Source organism: Plantibacter sp. VKM Ac-2885, from assembly GCF_015351205.1.
In the GTDB taxonomy this organism is placed as follows: domain Bacteria; phylum Actinomycetota; class Actinomycetes; order Actinomycetales; family Microbacteriaceae; genus Plantibacter; species Plantibacter auratus.
Map to the genome: position 1 here is coordinate 777,584 of NZ_JADKSK010000002.1, position 15,400 is coordinate 792,983.

A 15,400-nucleotide genomic window follows, 5' to 3' on the forward strand; every position below is an offset into this window, starting at 1 on the left:
AGTGACCGGCGGAGGGCGCTCAGTGACCGGCGGAGGGCGCTCAGTGACCGGCGGATGGCACTCAGTGACCGGCGGAGGGTGCTCGGTCCAGAGGGTCCTGGTCCCTGAGCCTGTCGAAGGGCAGTCGGGCCCGGTCAGACCACCGTGCGACGGGGAAGGAGCGTCACGAGCGACGCTTCCGGCCGGCAGGCGAATCGCACTGGCGCGTAGATGGAGGTCCCGATCCCAGCCGACACGTTCAGGTACGCCGAGCGGAGGGCGTGGCGCCAGACGCTGAGCCCCTTCACCTGTTTGCGAGGGATGTCGCAGTTCGTCACGAGCGCACCGTAGCCCGGCACGCAGACCTGACCGCCGTGGGTGTGCCCCGCGAAGATGAACTGCGCACCCTGCGTCACGAACGCGTCGAGCACCCGACGATACGGAGCGTGCATCACGCCCACCGTCACCGTGTGCGCCAGCGACGGGTCGTCGGTCTCCAGCGTCTCAGCGTCCAGCCGTTCGTCGATGAGCGCCGTCAAGGTGTCCAGGCGGTCGAAGTGCTTGTGTGGGTCGTCGACTCCGAACAGGTCGAGGCGGGTCCCGCGGACCGAGATCTCACCGACCGCGTTGTTGAGGTCGATCCAGCCGAGTTCGTCCATGAAGAACCGCTCGAGCGCGCCCGTGTCGAGCGTCGTCGGGGAGACGTGCTTGGAGGAGGTCTGCGTGAAGTACTTGAACGGGTTCTTCGCGGTCGGGCCGTAGTAGTCGTTCGAGCCGTGCACGAACGCCCCCGGAACCCCGGCGAACACCGAGAGCGCAGCCCGGATCCCGTCGATGCCCTGCTCATGTCCCAGGTTGTCGCCCGTGTTGATCACGACGTCCGGCCGGAGATCAGCCAGTGACCGCAGCCAGGCCTGCTTCCGGCGCTGCCAGGGCGCCATGTGGAGGTCGGAGAGGTGCAGCACGGTGATCGGCTCAGCATCGGGCGGGAGGACCGGAGCGGTCACCCTGCGCAGCGCGAAGGCGTTGCGCTCGATCACCGACGCGTACCCGAAGGTGAGGGCCCCGAGGCCTGCCACGACGGCCGCTGCCGTTCCGAGTCTGCCGCCGGTGCTCATGGGTGCCGCCATCGATCGTCTCCTCCTCGGTCGTCGAGTGGTGCCGACCGTCCCACGAGCGTACCCGCTGGCCCCTCCGAAGACGCCCGGAGCGGGCCCCGCGAAGACGACGGAGGGCCCGATCGAATCCGATCGGGCCCTCCGTGCTGGCGTCAGGACGCTAACAGCTGGTCTTGGAGACCGTCACCGTGATCTTGCCGTCCTTGCGAGCCGCCGTCCCTGCCGGGGGATCGACCCCGGTGACCTTCGGCGTCGCCGCCGCAGGGTCGACCACACACTTCTGTCCGACGTTCGCGAACCCGGCGCCTTGTATCGCCGCCCTCGCGTCCTCATAGCTCGCAGCAGCACTCACGTCAGGCACGGCAGCAAGCAGCCCATTGCTCGTGTAGACGGTGATGATCGAACCCTTCGGGACAGTGCCGGCCGGGTTGGTGCTCGCCGCCTGCCCCGCGGGCAGCACCGAGTCGGCCGCGCCACCGTTCGCGAAGCCGAAGCCCGCGTCCTCGAGGAGTTTCTGCGCTTCCTCGATCGTCTTCCCTGCCACATCGGGCACCTGGATCGACTGACCGTTGATGAGCGACGGGTCGGGGTCGCCGAACGCTTCGCCACCGAACTTGGCGTTGGCGACTTCCATCACCCGCGGCCAGATCTTGTGTCGGATCGTCGCGGCTTGACCGGCGTCGAAGTAGGTGCGGCGGAGGTTGACGTGGCCGGTCGCGTTGAACACGCCGACGACGGTCGCCGCCTTCGTGCTCGCGCCGCTCATCCAGGTGGCCTCGTTGTTGTCGGTGGTACCCGTCTTGCCGATGAGCGGGATGCCGTCGCCGATGCGGGACGAGCTCGTCGTACCGCCGTTGAACGTCGCCTGAAGTGCGACGTTCGCCGTGGCGGCGACATTGGCCTCGAGTCCGACCCGGCAGTTCGCCGAGGGAACGGGGATGTCGGTGCCGTCGGGCTTCACGACCCGGTCGATCGCGATCGGGTCGCACGTGGTGCCGCCTGAGGCGAAGGTCGCGAAGGCCGTCGCCATGCTGAGCGGGGCGACCTCGTTCGTACCGAGGACCGTCGCAGGAGACTGCAGGAGGGGACCGCCATCGGCGCGGTGCACTCCCATGGACTCTGCGGTCTTGCGGATGCCGCAGAGGTCGAGCTGCTTCGCCATCGCGATGAACCCGGTGTTGATGGATTGCTTCGTCGATTGCAGTGCGGTGTACTGGCCACCGTTGCCGCCCTCGTCGTTGCCGGGGTTCCAGTCGGAACCGGCGTACACGGTGCCACCGTCGGCACAGGAGTCCTTGAAGGTTCCCCAAGGCGAGCGCTTCCGGCCGTCGACGCCTTCGTTCAGCCCGTGGCCTTCCTTGAGCCACTCGGCGAGGGTGAAGGTCTTGTACGTCGATCCGGGTTGGAAGCCGGTGGAACCGCCGTAATCGACGTCGGTGTTGTAGTTGACCGCGGAGTAGTTGGCTCCGGTCGCCAGGACGTCGGGGTCGTTGGAATAGTCCTTGTTCTGCGCCATCGCGAGGATGCGACCCGAGCCGGGCGCGACCGTCACGGCGACCGCGCCGATGTCGAGCTGGTCGCTCACCCGCGGGATGAGCTCGTCGATCGCCGCCTGTGCAGCGCTCTGGACCTCGATGTCGAGCGTCGTGAACACGCTGTAACCGCCACGGTTGAACGCGGCCCAGCGCTCGTCTTCGGTCGCGCCGAAGATCGGGTTGTTCTGGAACACGCGGGTGACGTAGTCGCAGAAGAACCCGGCGCCCGCGACGACGTTGACGGCCGTCTGACAACCCGTGCTCGCCGGGTTGATGGTGGGCGTGATGGCCGTCGCGATGGCGACGTCGTACTGCTCCTGCGTGATCTTGCCCTCTTTGATCATCTGATCGAGGACGTAGTTCCGCCGGTCGAGGGTGAGCGCGTACCCGTTCGCTGCGCCGTTGGTCTCACTCTCGGGACGGTCGAGACGCAGGGTCTCCGGGTTGTTGACGATCGCCATGAGCGCCGCGGCCTGCTCGAGGTTGAGATTGGCGGCGGAGGTTGCGAAGTAGTAGTTGGCCGCAGCCTCGATGCCGTAGGTGCGGCCGCCGAAGCCGGCGATGTTGAGGTAGCCGCGCAGGATGTCCTGCTTGCCGTAGCGTTTTTCGAGGCCGATGGCCATGCGCATCTCCTTGAGCTTGCGCTCAGGGGTCGCCTTCGTCGCCTCTTCGTACGCGGCCTTCATCTTGGCCTCGTCGGTGATGGCCTCGGCCTTCTGGACGAGCACGTTCTTCACGTACTGCTGCGTGATGGACGAACCACCCTGCAGGTCGCGGCCCGTCGCGCTGATCGCGACGGCTCGGATCGTACCCGTGAGGTCGACACCGCCGTGCTCGTAGAAGCGCGGGTCCTCAGCCGAGACCGCCGCGTCCTTGACGAACTGGTTGATCTGGTCCCAGCCGACCTCGATGCGGTTCTGCTGGTAGAAGGACGCGAGCAGCTGCGGGTTGCCGGCGCTGTCCGTCGCGTAGATGCTGGACTTCTGCGCCAGCTCGTCGAGCGCCAGGTAGTCGGGCAGACCGTCGAACACGTTGATCGTGCTGTTGGTCGCCATCCCCGTGACGGCGAGGGCCGGGGTGACCGTGGCGGTGACGAGGACACCCGCTGCGACGCTCAGGCCGAGAAAGCCGAGGAAGCCGCCGAGCACACCGGTGGCCGTGCGATGTTGTTGAGGCATGGATCGATGCTAAGCGACAATCCTGAAAAAGGCCCGCTCAGCGCCGCGTTGAAACCCGATCGTTGCCGCCGGACGGCGCGGGGTGGCTGCCGGTCGGCGTCAGACCGGCAGCCGCATTCGATCACCCGGGTGAGCCGTTCCCGTTGCCGTTCCCGCCACCGCCGCCATTCCCATTACCGTTCCCCGGGGCTGCTGGGCCGCCGTTCTCGCCAGTCCCGTCGGTGTCCCCGCCGTCGCCCGGCGCTGGTGTCGGCGCCTCGCTCGGTGCCTGCGTCGGGTCGCTCGTCGGCGTCGGAGCGGGGGTCGAGTCCTCGCCGCTGCTGCCGGAACCGTCGCCCTGCAGCGTGGCGCGATCGGCCGCGGGGAAGTCGCCACCCGGGTACTTGGCGAGCGCGGCCGACATGACCTCCGGCCAGATGTAGTGCCGCATGGACGCGACCTGGGTGCCGTCGATGTAGGTGTCGCGGAGGTTGACGTGTCCGCTGACGTTGAAGGTGCCGACGACCGTCGCGACGGTCGTGCTCGCACCGCTCATCCAGGTCGCCTCGGCGTTGTCGGTGGTGCCGGTCTTGCCGATCAACTCACCGACGCCGTCGGTGCGGGCGCCCGAGGCGGACGCGGTACCACTCGACACGACGCCCTGGAGGACGTCGTCGGCCGCGGCCGCCACCTTCGCATCGACCGACTGGCGGCAGTTCGCGGAGGGGACCTCGGCAGTCGACCCGTCTGGCTTCGTGATCGAGTCGATCGCGATCGGGTCGCACGTCTTGCCGCCGGCGGCGAGCGTCGCGAAGGCGGTTGCCATGCTCAACGGGGCGACCTCGTTGGTGCCGAGCACGGTGGCGGGGGAGTTGTTCAGTGGCGCGCCGTCGGCACGGTGCACGCCCATCGACTCGGCGGTCTTGCTGATGTCGCAGAGGTCGAGCTCCTGCGCCATCGCGATGAACGCGGTGTTGATCGACTGCTGCGTGGCGCGTCTCACGGTGTACGACCCCGACTCGCCCTCGTCGTTCCGCGGACTCCACCCGGCCTCCGCCTGCTCCGTCCCACCCGGGACGCAACTGTTGGTGAAGGTGCCCCAGTCGGATCTGCGGTTCGCGTTGATCGACTCGTTGACGCCCTTGCCTGACTTCAGCCAGTCCGTCAGGGTGAAGATCTTGTACGTCGACCCGGGCTGGAAGCCCGCCGATCCACCGTAGGCCTGATCGGTGTTGTAGTTGATCGCGCTGTAGTTGGAGCCTGTCGCGAGGACATCGGGATCCTGCGAGTAGTCCTTGTTCTGGGCCATGGCGAGGATCCGCCCGCTCCCGGGCTGCACGCTCACCGAGACGGCGCCGAGGTCGAGTTCCGTGGTCGTCTTCGGGACGTACTCGTCGATGGCCGCCTGCGATGCGTTCTGCAGGTCGAGGTCGAGGGTCGTGAAGACGCTGTACCCGCCGCGCTTGAAGTTCGTCCACCGTTCGTCCTGGGTGGCGCCGAAGATCTCGTTGTTCTGCAGCACCTGGGTCACGTAGTCGCAGAAGTAGGCGGACGACCCGGCCGCGGAACAGCCGGTGACGGGAGGCACGATCGTCGGGGTGATCGGGATCGCCACCGCCGCATCATGCTGCTCCTGCGAGATCTTCTGCTCCTTGAGCATCTGGTCGAGGACGTAGTCCCGTCGCGTCTTCGTCAGGGCGTAGCCGTTCGCCGCGCCGTTGTCAGCGCTGTCGGGCTTGTCGATCCTGAGGTTCTCGGGGTTGTTGACGATCGCGAGCAGCGTCGCCGCCTGCTCCAGCGTGAGGTTCGCGGCCGTGGTGTTGAAGTAGTAGTTGGACGCCGCCTCGATCCCGTAGACGCGTCCGCCGAAACCGGAGATGTTGAGGTACCCGCGGAGGATGTCCTCCTTGCCGTACGTCTTCTCGAGGCCGATCGCGAGTCGCATCTCCTTGAGCTTGCGCTCCGGGGTCGTCGCGGTCGCCTCCTCGTAGGCCGCGTCGCTCTCCTTCTTGTCGGGGATCGCCTCGGCCTTCTGCACCAGGACGTTCTTCACGTACTGCTGTGTGATCGAGGAGCCACCCTGCGTCGATCCACCGGCGGCGTTGTTGACGACCGCGCGGACGGTGCCCGCGAGGTCGATGCCACCGTGCTCGAAGAAGCGGGGGTCCTCAGCCGAGACCGCGGCGTCCTTCGCGAACTGGGAGATCTGGTCCCAGCTGTCCTCGATCCGGTTCTGGTCGTAGAAGGAGGCGAGGAGCACCGGGTTGCCGGCGGAATCCTTGGCGTAGATGCTCGACTTCTGGGCGAGCGAGTCGAGCTGGAGGTAGTCGGGGAGGCCGTCGAAGACGGAGATGCCCGTGGAGGTGGCGAGACCGGTCATCGCGATGGCAGGGGTGACCGCGGCGGTGGCGAGCACACCGGCGGCGACGCTCAAGCCGACGAAGCCGAGGACGCTCTGCGCGACCGTCTTCGCGGGGGTACGTGGTTCAGGCATAGGATCGAAGGTAAGCGGGGAAACTGTGAGCGAGCTTCACTTGGGGCTCGCCATGAACATCCCCTGCGCCTCCGCCTCTCCGTGCGGAGCGCCCGATCGAGGAGAGACATGACCCGCTGGGAGTACCTCACCACGCCGTTGATGATCCACAACACGGCTGCCATCCTGAACAACTGGGGCGGGGAGGGTTGGGAGCTCGTCCAGGTCGTCACCGGTCCGGAGGGTGGGCTCGTCGCCTACCTCAAGCGCCCCATCGCCGACTGACCCGACGTCCCGGAGGAAACCCCCATGTCCCAGATCGCCGACCGACTCGCCGAGCTCGGTATCACCCTGCCCACCGTCGTCCCGCCCGTCGCCGCCTACATCCCCGCCGTGGTCTCCGGCGAGCACGTCTTCACCTCGGGCCAGTTGCCCATGACCGACGGCAAGCTCCCCGCCACCGGCAAGGTCGGTGAGGGCGACGGACTCGTCTCGCCCGCCGACGCCAAGTCCTACGCCCGGACGTGCGCGCTCAACGCGCTCGCCGCGGTGGAGAGTCAGATCGGTTCGCTCGACCGCGTCACCCGCATCGTGAAGGTCGTCGGCTTCGTCGCCTCCGACCCGGCGTTCACCGGCCAGCCCGGCGTCATCAACGGCGCGTCAGAGGTCCTCGGCGAGGTCTTCGGCGACCTCGGCGTGCACGCCCGCTCCGCCGTCGGCGTCGCCGTGCTCCCGCTCGACTCGCCCGTCGAGGTGGAGCTCATCGTCGAGTTCGCGTAGCGCCTCCCCGCGCCACAACAGGAGATCCGCTCCGCAGCAGGAGAACGTAACCACGTTCATCCTGCTGCGGAGCGGATCTCCTGCGTTCACCACTGATGCCTGCCTTGCGCGATCGCGTCTGAGATCTCGCGCTCGACGAGTGTCCACTCGTGCATGACCTGCCGGTAACTGAACCGCAGGACGGTGTGGCCGGATAGCGCGAGACGGCGATCCTGCGCGAGATCGCGGCTCCGTTGTGACGCATCCTGATGAGGAGCGTGTCCATCGAACTGCAGGATGAGGCGTTCGCCGATGAGTCCGTCGACCCGGTGACCGTCGACCACGACCTGCTGGCTCATGTGGATGCCGACGCGGTATCGACTCGATGCCTGAGTCGGAGAGGTGGCTGACGCGGTCGATCACTCTGCTGAACCGTCGGGAACGGATCGGCATGAGTCTGAGTCGGTCGAGGTCGGCATCGCCGACGCGGACAGCCGATTCGAAGACCGCGAGCGCGCGTTCGAACGGTTGGCACTCGGCGATGTGGACGAGCGCATTCACCGGTGGCTGCACCAGTGTGCGGGTGGACACCGGCGCCGGTGTCGCGCTCCAATGGAGCCGCAGCCCTGCTTCAGTCGTCGCCGCAGACGTCGAAGGGACGGAGAGATGGACGAACCCGTCAGCCAGGTTCCACCAGCCGCGACGACCGGCGATCGTCAGACACGTCAATCGTCCTCCGCGCGTCGCCGCGAAGAGGAGTTGAGGATCACACGCTGCGGTCACGAGCCAGTTACGTCTCACGACTCGGACCGAGCCTGATTGCTTTGCTCGTTCGATGCCGTGCTTGGTCGCTCCGGCATCGAGCGCGTCGAGACGATGCACGATCCCGTCGCGCCGGTCGATCCACGGGGTGAGGTCCATCACCTCAGCTTCGTGGGCCGGGCGCGGCCACATGCCCCACTCAGGAGTGCTGGGGATGAGGTGCCCGCGAGTCTGCCCTGTGGAGCACAGGAGATCCGCCCCGCAGCAGGACCAACGTGACTACGTTCTCCTGCTGCGGGGCGGATCTCCTGCTGCGACGCTGCGAGGACTTACGTGCTCTTCACCATCTTGTCGGTGATGATCTGCATGACCGTGGTGTCGGCGAGCGTCGTGGTGTCGCCCACCTCGCGGCCCTCGGCCACGTCGCGCAGGAGACGACGCATGATCTTGCCCGAGCGCGTCTTCGGCAATTCGTTCACGAGGTAGACCTCGCGGGGGCGGGCGATCGGACCGATCTGTTCGCCGACCCAGCTGCGGAGCGCCCCGGTGATGTCCGCGAGTCCGGACGCCTGCTCGAGGTGGGACTCCTTGATGATGACGAACGCGACGACCGCCTGCCCGGTGGTCTCGTCGGCGGCACCGACCACGGCGGACTCGGCCACCATCTCGTTGGCGACGAGCGCCGACTCGATCTCAGCGGTGGAGAGTCGGTGCCCGGAGACGTTCATGACGTCGTCGACGCGGCCGAGCAGCCAGACGTCGCGGTCCGAGTCGAGCCGGGCGCCGTCGCCGGCGAAGTAGAACGGACCGCCCTCGACGTCCCAGAACTTCTCCCAGTAGGTCTCCTTGAACCGCTCGGGGTCGCCCCAGATGCCGCGGAGCATCGACGGCCAGGGCTCGGTCACGACGAGGAGTCCACCGCCGCCGGCACCGACCGCGTCACCGGCGTCGTCGACGACGTCGATGGCGATGCCCGGGATCGGGACCTGCGCGCTGCCGGGCTTCGTCGACGTGACACCGGGAAGGGCCGACACCATGATCGCCCCCGTCTCCGTCTGCCACCAGGTGTCGACGATCGGCGCGACCTTGTTGCCGATGATCTTGCGGTACCACATCCACGCCTCGGGGTTGATGGGCTCACCCACCGAGCCGAGCAGGCGGAGCGACGAGAGGTCGAACTGCTTCGGGATCTTGCGGCCGAGCTTCATGAAGGAGCGGATCGCCGTCGGAGCCGTGTAGAAGATGCTCACGCCGTACTTCTCGATGATCTCCCACCAGCGTCCCGGGTGCGGGGCGTCTGGCGTGCCCTCGTAGAGCACCTGCGTTGCGCCGTTCGCGAGGGGGCCGTAGGTGACGTAGCTGTGACCGGTGATCCAGCCGATGTCGGCCGTGCACCAGTACACGTCGGTCTCGGGGTGCAGGTCGAAGACGTTCTTGTGGGTGAACGCCGTCTGCGTCAGGTAGCCACCCGAGGTGTGCAGGATGCCCTTCGGCTTCCCGGTGGTGCCGGAGGTGTAGAGGATGAAGAGTGGCTGTTCGGCGGGGAAGGGCTGCGCCTCGTGCTCGGGTTCGGCGTCGGCGATGGCCTCGTGCCACCAGAGGTCGCGTCCGGCCGTCCAGTCGACCTCGTTCTCACCGCGGCGGACGACGAGCACGTGGTCCACGGTCGCCTGCTCGGGCAGTTCGCCGCGGCTCGCGAGCGCCGCGTCGACGGCGGGCTTGAGCGCGGAGACCTTGCCCTTGCGGTAGCCGCCGTCGGCGGTGATGACGAGCTTGGCCTCCGCGTCGTCGATGCGCGAGCGCAGGCTGTCGGCGCTGAACCCGCCGAAGACGACCGAGTGGACGGCGCCGATGCGCGCCACGGCGAGCATCGAGACGATGGCCTCCGGGATCATCGGCAGGTAGATGGCGACCCGGTCGCCGGCTTCGACGCCGAGGCTGGTGAACAGGTTGGCCGCGCGCTTGACCTCTGCCGTGAGCTCGGCGTAGGTGATCGTGCGGGTGTCGCCGGGCTCGCCCTCCCAGTGGAGCGCGACGCGGTCGCCGTTGCCGGCCTCGACGTGCCGGTCGAGGCAGTTGTAGGCGACGTTCAGCTCGCCGTCGTCGAACCAGGTCGCGAAGGGAGGATTCGACCAGTCGAGGGTCTTCGTGAACGGCTTGCTCCACGTGAGCAGCTCGCGGGACTGCTCGGCCCAGAAGGCGAGCCGGTCACTCGATGCCCGCTCGTAGAGCTCGGCGCTGGCGATCGCCTGCGCGGCGAACTCCTCCGACGGTGGGAATCGTCGGTCTTCGTGCAGCAGGCTGTCGATCTGAGTGCTCATCGTGTGTGTCTCGCTCCCTTGCGAATCCGCGTTCCTGACTCGACCTGCCGAGGCGGGTCGAGTCCGTGCCATGCACGAGCGTAGCGCGTTCTCGGTTGCGGATTTGTCACTCATCCGAACAAATTCACGGGCCCAGTCTGTGAATGATCTGGGCATGGTAGGGAAACCACTCGATCTGGGGTCGTCTGAGTGCTTGTGTTCCCCGTTCACTGGCGTACACTTGGACCCGGCCGAATACACATTCGTGCATGCAGTGCCAGCGATTCCCCCCAATCCGGCACTGTAGAGGCGGCACCCATTCCCCCCAATGGGTGCCGCCTTCTTCTGTCTCCGGTGTCGGCTGCAGGGAGCCGCTGGTGAGTATTCGAATATTGCTTATAGTTCTGCCACTATCAGCTCTATGCTTCTGAGATGACCGATCTCCTCCTGGCCGTCGTCGTCGACATCGTGGGTTCGCGCCGTCTCGACGATCGCACCCGAGCTCAACGCGCGATCCAGGACGTCTTCCTCCAGGTGGAGGCCATCTGGCCCGCCGAGCAACCGCTGCGTCCCACGGTCGGCGACGAGTTCCAGGTCGTGTACGTGGACGTCGCGACCGCGCTGCGGGCCACCACGCTCGCGCGGCTCCTGTTCCCCGCCGAGGTCGACTGCCGGTTCGGCCTCGGCTGGGGCGAGGTCACGGACATCGATGCCGGCCAGGACGCCATCATCCAGGACGGTTCCGCCTGGTGGCGAGCCCGAGCCGCCATCGACGAGGCGCATCGGCGGGAGGACAAACGTCAGCCGTACCTGCGATCGTGGTTCGAGGGCGAAGCACCCCAGGACGGAGACGCCATCGTGAACGCACTCCTCACCCTGCGCGACCACACGATCGATCAGATGCGGAACCCCAGACAGCGACAGCTCGCCGCGGGTGCACTCCTCGGCCGATCGCAGGAGTCGATGGCGGCCGACGTCGGCATCTCGCAGTCCGCGGTGTCGCAGAACCTGCAACGATCGGGCGGTGCCGCGCTCGTCTCGGCCCTCGACCTGCTCGCCGGAGCGCCGACTCGATGATCACGGCCGTCCTGCTGCTCATGATCGGGGTCGCCGACATCTGTCGTGGTCTGATCCGTGGCCCGCGCTGGTCCCCGGCCATCGGGCTGGTGGTGGTCTGGCTGCTCGCCGTGCTGGGCCTCGGGCTCGACTGGTGGTGGCCGACACTGACCGGCCTCGTCGCCCTCGGGTGGATCGTGACCATGCCGTCCTCGGACACCTCGCGACCGCGCGGACTCTGGCCCGTGCTGCTGCTCGGTCTCCTCGTCGTCGGGTCCACGCTCGTGTTCGGGGCGGGCGGGACGGCCGACAGCGTCGCAGCGCAGGTCTACGCGGGCTTCGACCTCGGCGTGCTGCGGGAGGTGCCCCTGGCCCTCGCCGTCGCAGCCGGTTCGACCCTCGTCTTCCTCACCCGGAGCAGCAATCTCATCGTGAGGGCGTCGCTGCGCCGCGCGCGCGAGGACGATGAGCCGCAGCCGACCGCGACGCCCGCCTCCGCCTGGACGGTCAAGATCCGCGGTCGAGAGTTGGGGAGCGTCGAGCAGGGCGGCACGCCGCTGCGTCCGACGACGCAGCTGCTCGGCGGCCGACTCATCGGCCCGCTCGAACGCGTCTTCATCGTCGTCCTCGCGCTGAGTGGCACCGGCATGGTGATCGCCGCCCTCGTCGCGGCCAAGGGCATCGTGCGCTTCCCGGAGATCTCCGAGGACCGTGGTGTCGGCGGCAAGGCGGAGGAATTCCTCGTCGGCAGCTTCACGAGCTGGGCGATCGCCGCTGCTGCGGTGCTCTACCTCTGGGTGATCGCGGCCGGGTGAGGAGACACGGGGTCCCGCGTCGGTTCACGCGGGACCCCGTGTCTCATCGCTGCTCGAGGAACGCCGCGAGCTGCTCCTGGTCGGGGTAGGACGCCTGGGCGCCGGCCCCGGTCGCCGCGTAGCTGCCGACGGTCGAGGCGAATCGAGCCGCGTCGACGAGCTCGTCGCCAGCAGCGAGTCGCAGCGCGAGGGCGCCCATGAACGCGTCGCCGCAGCCGGTGGTGTCGACGGCGTCCACCGTCGGCGACGGAACCGGCGTCGGGGCGGCCTCGCCGTCGATCACGACACTGCCCGCGGCCCCGGTCGTGACGACGGCTCGGCGGATGCCGTGGCTGCGCAATGCCGTGGCGGTCGCCTCCCACCCGGCCTCCTCCGGGTCGACCCCTGCGAGGTCGGCCGCCTCGTGCTCGTTCACGAGGAGGACACCGGTCGCATGGAGCAGCTCCTCCGGCACCGGACCGTAGGGGGAGAGGTTGAGGAGTACGAGCGCGCCGGCCGCAGCGCCCCGCCGGGCCGTCTCGAGCACGGTGTCGATCGGCACCTCGAGGCACAGGCAGACGACGCCGGCACCGTCGAGCGCCGTCCACGCCCCGCCGATCCGATCCGGCGTGAGGGTGCCGTTCGCCCCGGGCGACACGATGATCGTGTTCTCCCCGGCGTCGTCGACGGTGATGACCGCGGTGCCCGTCGCGACGTCGTCACGTCGGGCGATCCGGATGACGTCGACCCCGGAGCTCGAGAGCGACTCGAGCAGGAGGGACCCGTGCGCGTCGTCGCCGACCGCGCCGACCATGGTGACGTCGCCGCCGAGTCTGCCCGCGGCGACCGCCTGGTTGGCGCCCTTGCCGCCGGGGATGACGGCGAGTTCGGATCCCGTGAGCGTCTCCCCGGGCTGCGGGAAGCGTGCCGTGCGGACGACGAGGTCCGCGTTCAAGGACCCGACGACGACGATGCGTGGACTCTGCATGGTGACCCTCCTAGGCTGCCGAGGCGGTCTCGGCCGGACGGACCTCGGCGCCCGCGGGCTTCGGGATGAGGAACGACACCAGCAGGGCGACCGCGGTGATGCCCGCGCCGACCAGCATGGCACTCGTGTACCCGGCCGTCGACGTCCCTCCGGCGGGTGCGACGGCGATCTGCACGGCGGGGAGGACGACGAAGCTGAGGCCTGCGCCCAGGTTGAAGGCGCCCGCGTTCAGTCCGGGCAGGAAGCCCGGGTTCTCCTTCGGCGACAGGACGATGCCCAGCCCGTTGAGCATGATGTTGCCGATGCCCGCGTAGGTCGCACCGATGAGGACGGTCGTCGCGATGAGGACGGGGAGCGAGTGCACGCCGACGAGCGCCATGATGACGATCGAGACGATGCTGCCGATGAGGCCGATGCGGAGCACGTTCAGGTAGCCGAGCGTGGGCGCGAGACGACCGGCGAACGGGCCGACGAGCCAGCCGACGAGGGCGTACGGCGTCAGGAATGCGAGGGAGGCGAGGTCGGCCTCCATGCTGAACCCCGCGTCGGCGTTCTGGGCGATCGAGGTGACGAGGCCGTTGGCGACGGCGAAGACACCGGTCATCGTGAGCAGCGTCGTGAGCAGGAGTGCCCAGGTGCTGCGCTGGCGGAGGTACTTCGTGGCGACCAGCGGTTCGGCGACCCGGTTCTCGACGGTCCAGAAGATCGCGAACGCGACGAGGGCGACGACGATGAACCCGCCGACGAGCAGCCAGTTCGCCGCGGCGAGCTTCCCGGCCTCGTTGAACGCGGTGAGCAAGGCGGCGATCGAGACGACGAGCGGAAGCACGCCCCACCAGTCCATCCTCGTGCCCTTCGAGGGCTGCGAGTTCGCGGCCCACAGGACGACGAACACGATCGCGACGGCTGCGACGACGGCCATGGTCCAGAAGACGGACCGGAAGCCGTGGTTCGTGACGAGCCATCCGCCGGCGAGGGCATCGATCCCGGCGATGCCGCCGTTGACCGCGGTGATGAGGCCCATCATGGCGCCGTACCGCTTCGGGTCGGTGACCTCGGCGCGCAGCATGAGCAGGGTGATGGGCACGACCGGCCCGGACACGCCCTGGATGATGCGGCCGACGAACAGCATCTCGACGTTCACGGCGAGGGCCGCGACGACGGTGCCGACGAGCATGACGACGAGCATGCCGGTCAGGACACGCTTCCGGCCGATGATGTCGCTGAGGCGGGGGAGGAAGACGGAGAACAGGGCCGCCGTCGTGAAGAACATGGTCTGCGAGAGGCCGATGGTGGCGTCGTCGGTCTGCAGTTCGCGGGCCATGCTGACGAGCGCGGGGCTCAGCATGCTGGCGTTCAGCTGGAACGCGACGCAGGCGGCGAGCAACGCCGTCATGAGGGCACCGATCCGGACGGCGGGTTTTGTGGAGTTCAGGAGGTCGCTCACAGTTCGATCTCCCCGATGTTCTCGAGGGCGTCGGTGACGAGGCCCCAGAAGCGTGCGTGGTCGAGCTCGGTCGCGGCCCAGGTGCTGCAGTCGTCCGGAGCCGGGCTGCGGAAGTCGGCGACCGTCATGCCGAGGGTGAGCGTGCCCGTGAGTTCGATGTCGATCGGCACCTTGACGGTCCGCACGATCGTCGGGTCGATCACGTAGGCGACCGCGCACGGGTCGTGCACGGGCGGGCTGTCGAAGCCCTGCGCGTCCTTGTAGGTGGTGCCGAAGAACTCGAGCAGCTCCTCGACGAAGCGTGCCGGGCCGGTGCCGATCGTGGCGATCCGCTCGACGACCTCCGGGGTGGCGAGGGCCTGGTGCGTGAGGTCGAGGCCGACCATGACGACGGGCCAGCTCTCGTTGAAGACGATGTGCGCGGCCTCGGGGTCGATCTTGATGTTGAACTCGGCCACCGCCGACCAGTTGCCGACGTGGTAGCCGCCGCCCATGAGGACGACCTCCTTGACGCGCTCCACGATGCGCGGCTCCTTGCGGGCTGCGAGGGCGATGTTCGTCAGGCCGCCGGTCGGGACGAGGGTGATCTCGCCCGGTTCGTGCGACATGACGAGGTCGATGATGAGGTCGATGGCGTGCCGGTCGTCGAGGGCGATCGCCGGTTCGGGGAGGACGGGCCCGTCCATGCCCGATTCGCCGTGGATGTCCGGCGCGTTCTCGAGCGGGCGTACGAGCGGGCGGTCGGCACCGGCGGCGAACGGCACGTCGGTGATCCCGGCGATGCGGGCGACGGCGAGGGCGTTCCGGGTGACCTTCGGGAGCGTCTGGTTGCCGACGACGGTCGTGACGGCGAGCAGCTCGATCTCGGGGTTGCCGTGTGCCAGGAGGATCGCGATCGCGTCGTCGTGGCCTGGGTCGCAGTCGAGGATGATCTTGCGGGGCATGGTTCTCCACATCGTTGGGGTGCTGGGGAAGCGGGCGACACGGCACGTAAAGCGCTTCAGGTCCGCCGGGAGCAGCCTACGTCAAGCG

Annotated in this window: 12 protein-coding genes; 4 read left to right on the forward strand and 8 right to left on the reverse strand. The window is 68.2% G+C overall.

Features of this window, described 5'->3' with window-relative positions:
* Nucleotides 1–134: 134 nt before the first annotated feature.
* The 3 genes from ITJ66_RS16125 to ITJ66_RS16135 form a co-directional block, all read right to left on the reverse strand.
* On the reverse strand, nt 135–1,109 hold the full coding sequence (locus ITJ66_RS16125) for a metallophosphoesterase (RefSeq protein WP_228501951.1): 975 nt from the start codon (nt 1,107–1,109) through the stop codon (nt 135–137).
* Nucleotides 1,110–1,257: 148 nt separating this feature from the next.
* Nucleotides 1,258–3,810, reverse strand: a complete 2,553-nt coding sequence (locus tag ITJ66_RS16130; RefSeq protein ID WP_191941637.1) for a transglycosylase domain-containing protein — start codon at nt 3,808–3,810, stop codon at nt 1,258–1,260.
* 121 nt (nt 3,811–3,931) lie between these two features.
* On the reverse strand, nt 3,932–6,283 hold the full coding sequence (locus tag ITJ66_RS16135; protein ID WP_191941636.1) for a transglycosylase domain-containing protein: 2,352 nt from the start codon (nt 6,281–6,283) through the stop codon (nt 3,932–3,934).
* Nucleotides 6,284–6,391: 108 nt separating this feature from the next.
* Here ITJ66_RS16135 and ITJ66_RS16140 point away from each other — a divergent pair, with 108 nt between their 5' ends.
* Entirely contained in the window at nt 6,392–6,547 is a 156-nt protein-coding gene (locus tag ITJ66_RS16140; protein ID WP_162852301.1) for a hypothetical protein, read from the forward strand.
* Nucleotides 6,548–6,571: 24 nt separating this feature from the next.
* On the forward strand, nt 6,572–7,042 hold the full coding sequence (locus ITJ66_RS16145; protein ID WP_194645256.1) for a RidA family protein: 471 nt from the start codon (nt 6,572–6,574) through the stop codon (nt 7,040–7,042).
* Nucleotides 7,043–7,128: 86 nt separating this feature from the next.
* Here ITJ66_RS16145 and ITJ66_RS16150 read toward each other — a convergent pair whose 3' ends face one another.
* On the reverse strand, nt 7,129–7,380 hold the full coding sequence (locus tag ITJ66_RS16150; RefSeq protein WP_194645257.1) for an endonuclease domain-containing protein: 252 nt from the start codon (nt 7,378–7,380) through the stop codon (nt 7,129–7,131).
* 732 nt (nt 7,381–8,112) lie between these two features.
* Nucleotides 8,113–10,104: an acetate--CoA ligase gene (gene acs, locus ITJ66_RS16155; protein ID WP_191941634.1), complete on the reverse strand. Its 1,992-nt coding sequence runs from the start codon at nt 10,102–10,104 to the stop codon at nt 8,113–8,115.
* A gap of 411 nt (nt 10,105–10,515) precedes the next feature.
* On the opposite strand from acs, the gene ITJ66_RS16160 reads away from it, so the two are divergent.
* Both ITJ66_RS16160 and ITJ66_RS16165 read left to right on the forward strand, forming a co-directional pair.
* Nucleotides 10,516–11,160 carry a SatD family protein gene (locus ITJ66_RS16160; protein WP_194645258.1) on the forward strand — a complete coding sequence of 215 codons (645 nt, stop codon included), beginning with the start codon at nt 10,516–10,518 and terminating at the stop codon, nt 11,158–11,160.
* The gene (locus tag ITJ66_RS16165; protein WP_194645259.1) at nt 11,157–11,954 is read left to right on the forward strand and encodes a hypothetical protein; all 798 of its coding nucleotides are present in this window, start codon (nt 11,157–11,159) and stop codon (nt 11,952–11,954) included. The genes ITJ66_RS16160 and ITJ66_RS16165 overlap by 4 nt, the downstream gene beginning before the upstream one ends.
* A gap of 43 nt (nt 11,955–11,997) precedes the next feature.
* On the opposite strand, the gene ITJ66_RS16170 is transcribed toward ITJ66_RS16165, so the two are convergent.
* Genes ITJ66_RS16170 through ITJ66_RS16180 form a run of 3 tightly spaced genes read right to left on the reverse strand, consistent with a single transcriptional unit; the run spans nt 11,998 to nt 15,312 of the window.
* Nucleotides 11,998–12,921 carry a ribokinase gene (locus ITJ66_RS16170; protein ID WP_194645260.1) on the reverse strand — a complete coding sequence of 308 codons (924 nt, stop codon included), beginning with the start codon at nt 12,919–12,921 and terminating at the stop codon, nt 11,998–12,000.
* Nucleotides 12,922–12,931: 10 nt separating this feature from the next.
* Nucleotides 12,932–14,368: an MFS transporter gene (locus tag ITJ66_RS16175; protein WP_370582682.1), complete on the reverse strand. Its 1,437-nt coding sequence runs from the start codon at nt 14,366–14,368 to the stop codon at nt 12,932–12,934.
* Nucleotides 14,365–15,312 (reverse strand): nucleoside hydrolase, encoded by a 948-nt coding sequence (locus ITJ66_RS16180; RefSeq protein WP_064294656.1) that lies wholly within the window; start codon nt 15,310–15,312, stop codon nt 14,365–14,367. The genes ITJ66_RS16175 and ITJ66_RS16180 overlap by 4 nt, the downstream gene beginning before the upstream one ends.
* Nucleotides 15,313–15,400: the final 88 nt, after the last annotated feature.

Bases quoted from the DNA above. Each gene is read 5' to 3' on its own strand.
- ITJ66_RS16125 (WP_228501951.1), bottom strand. From the start codon at position 1,109: ATGGCGGCACCCATGAGCACCGGCGGCAGACTCGGAACGGCAGCGGCC.
- ITJ66_RS16130 (WP_191941637.1), bottom strand. From the start codon at position 3,810: ATGCCTCAACAACATCGCACGGCCACCGGTGTGCTCGGCGGCTTCCTC.
- ITJ66_RS16135 (WP_191941636.1), bottom strand. From the start codon at position 6,283: ATGCCTGAACCACGTACCCCCGCGAAGACGGTCGCGCAGAGCGTCCTC.
- ITJ66_RS16140 (WP_162852301.1), top strand. From the start codon at position 6,392: ATGACCCGCTGGGAGTACCTCACCACGCCGTTGATGATCCACAACACG.
- ITJ66_RS16145 (WP_194645256.1), top strand. From the start codon at position 6,572: ATGTCCCAGATCGCCGACCGACTCGCCGAGCTCGGTATCACCCTGCCC.
- ITJ66_RS16150 (WP_194645257.1), bottom strand. From the start codon at position 7,380: ATGAGCCAGCAGGTCGTGGTCGACGGTCACCGGGTCGACGGACTCATC.
- acs (WP_191941634.1), bottom strand. From the start codon at position 10,104: ATGAGCACTCAGATCGACAGCCTGCTGCACGAAGACCGACGATTCCCA.
- ITJ66_RS16160 (WP_194645258.1), top strand. From the start codon at position 10,516: ATGACCGATCTCCTCCTGGCCGTCGTCGTCGACATCGTGGGTTCGCGC.
- ITJ66_RS16165 (WP_194645259.1), top strand. From the start codon at position 11,157: ATGATCACGGCCGTCCTGCTGCTCATGATCGGGGTCGCCGACATCTGT.
- ITJ66_RS16170 (WP_194645260.1), bottom strand. From the start codon at position 12,921: ATGCAGAGTCCACGCATCGTCGTCGTCGGGTCCTTGAACGCGGACCTC.
- ITJ66_RS16180 (WP_064294656.1), bottom strand. From the start codon at position 15,312: ATGCCCCGCAAGATCATCCTCGACTGCGACCCAGGCCACGACGACGCG.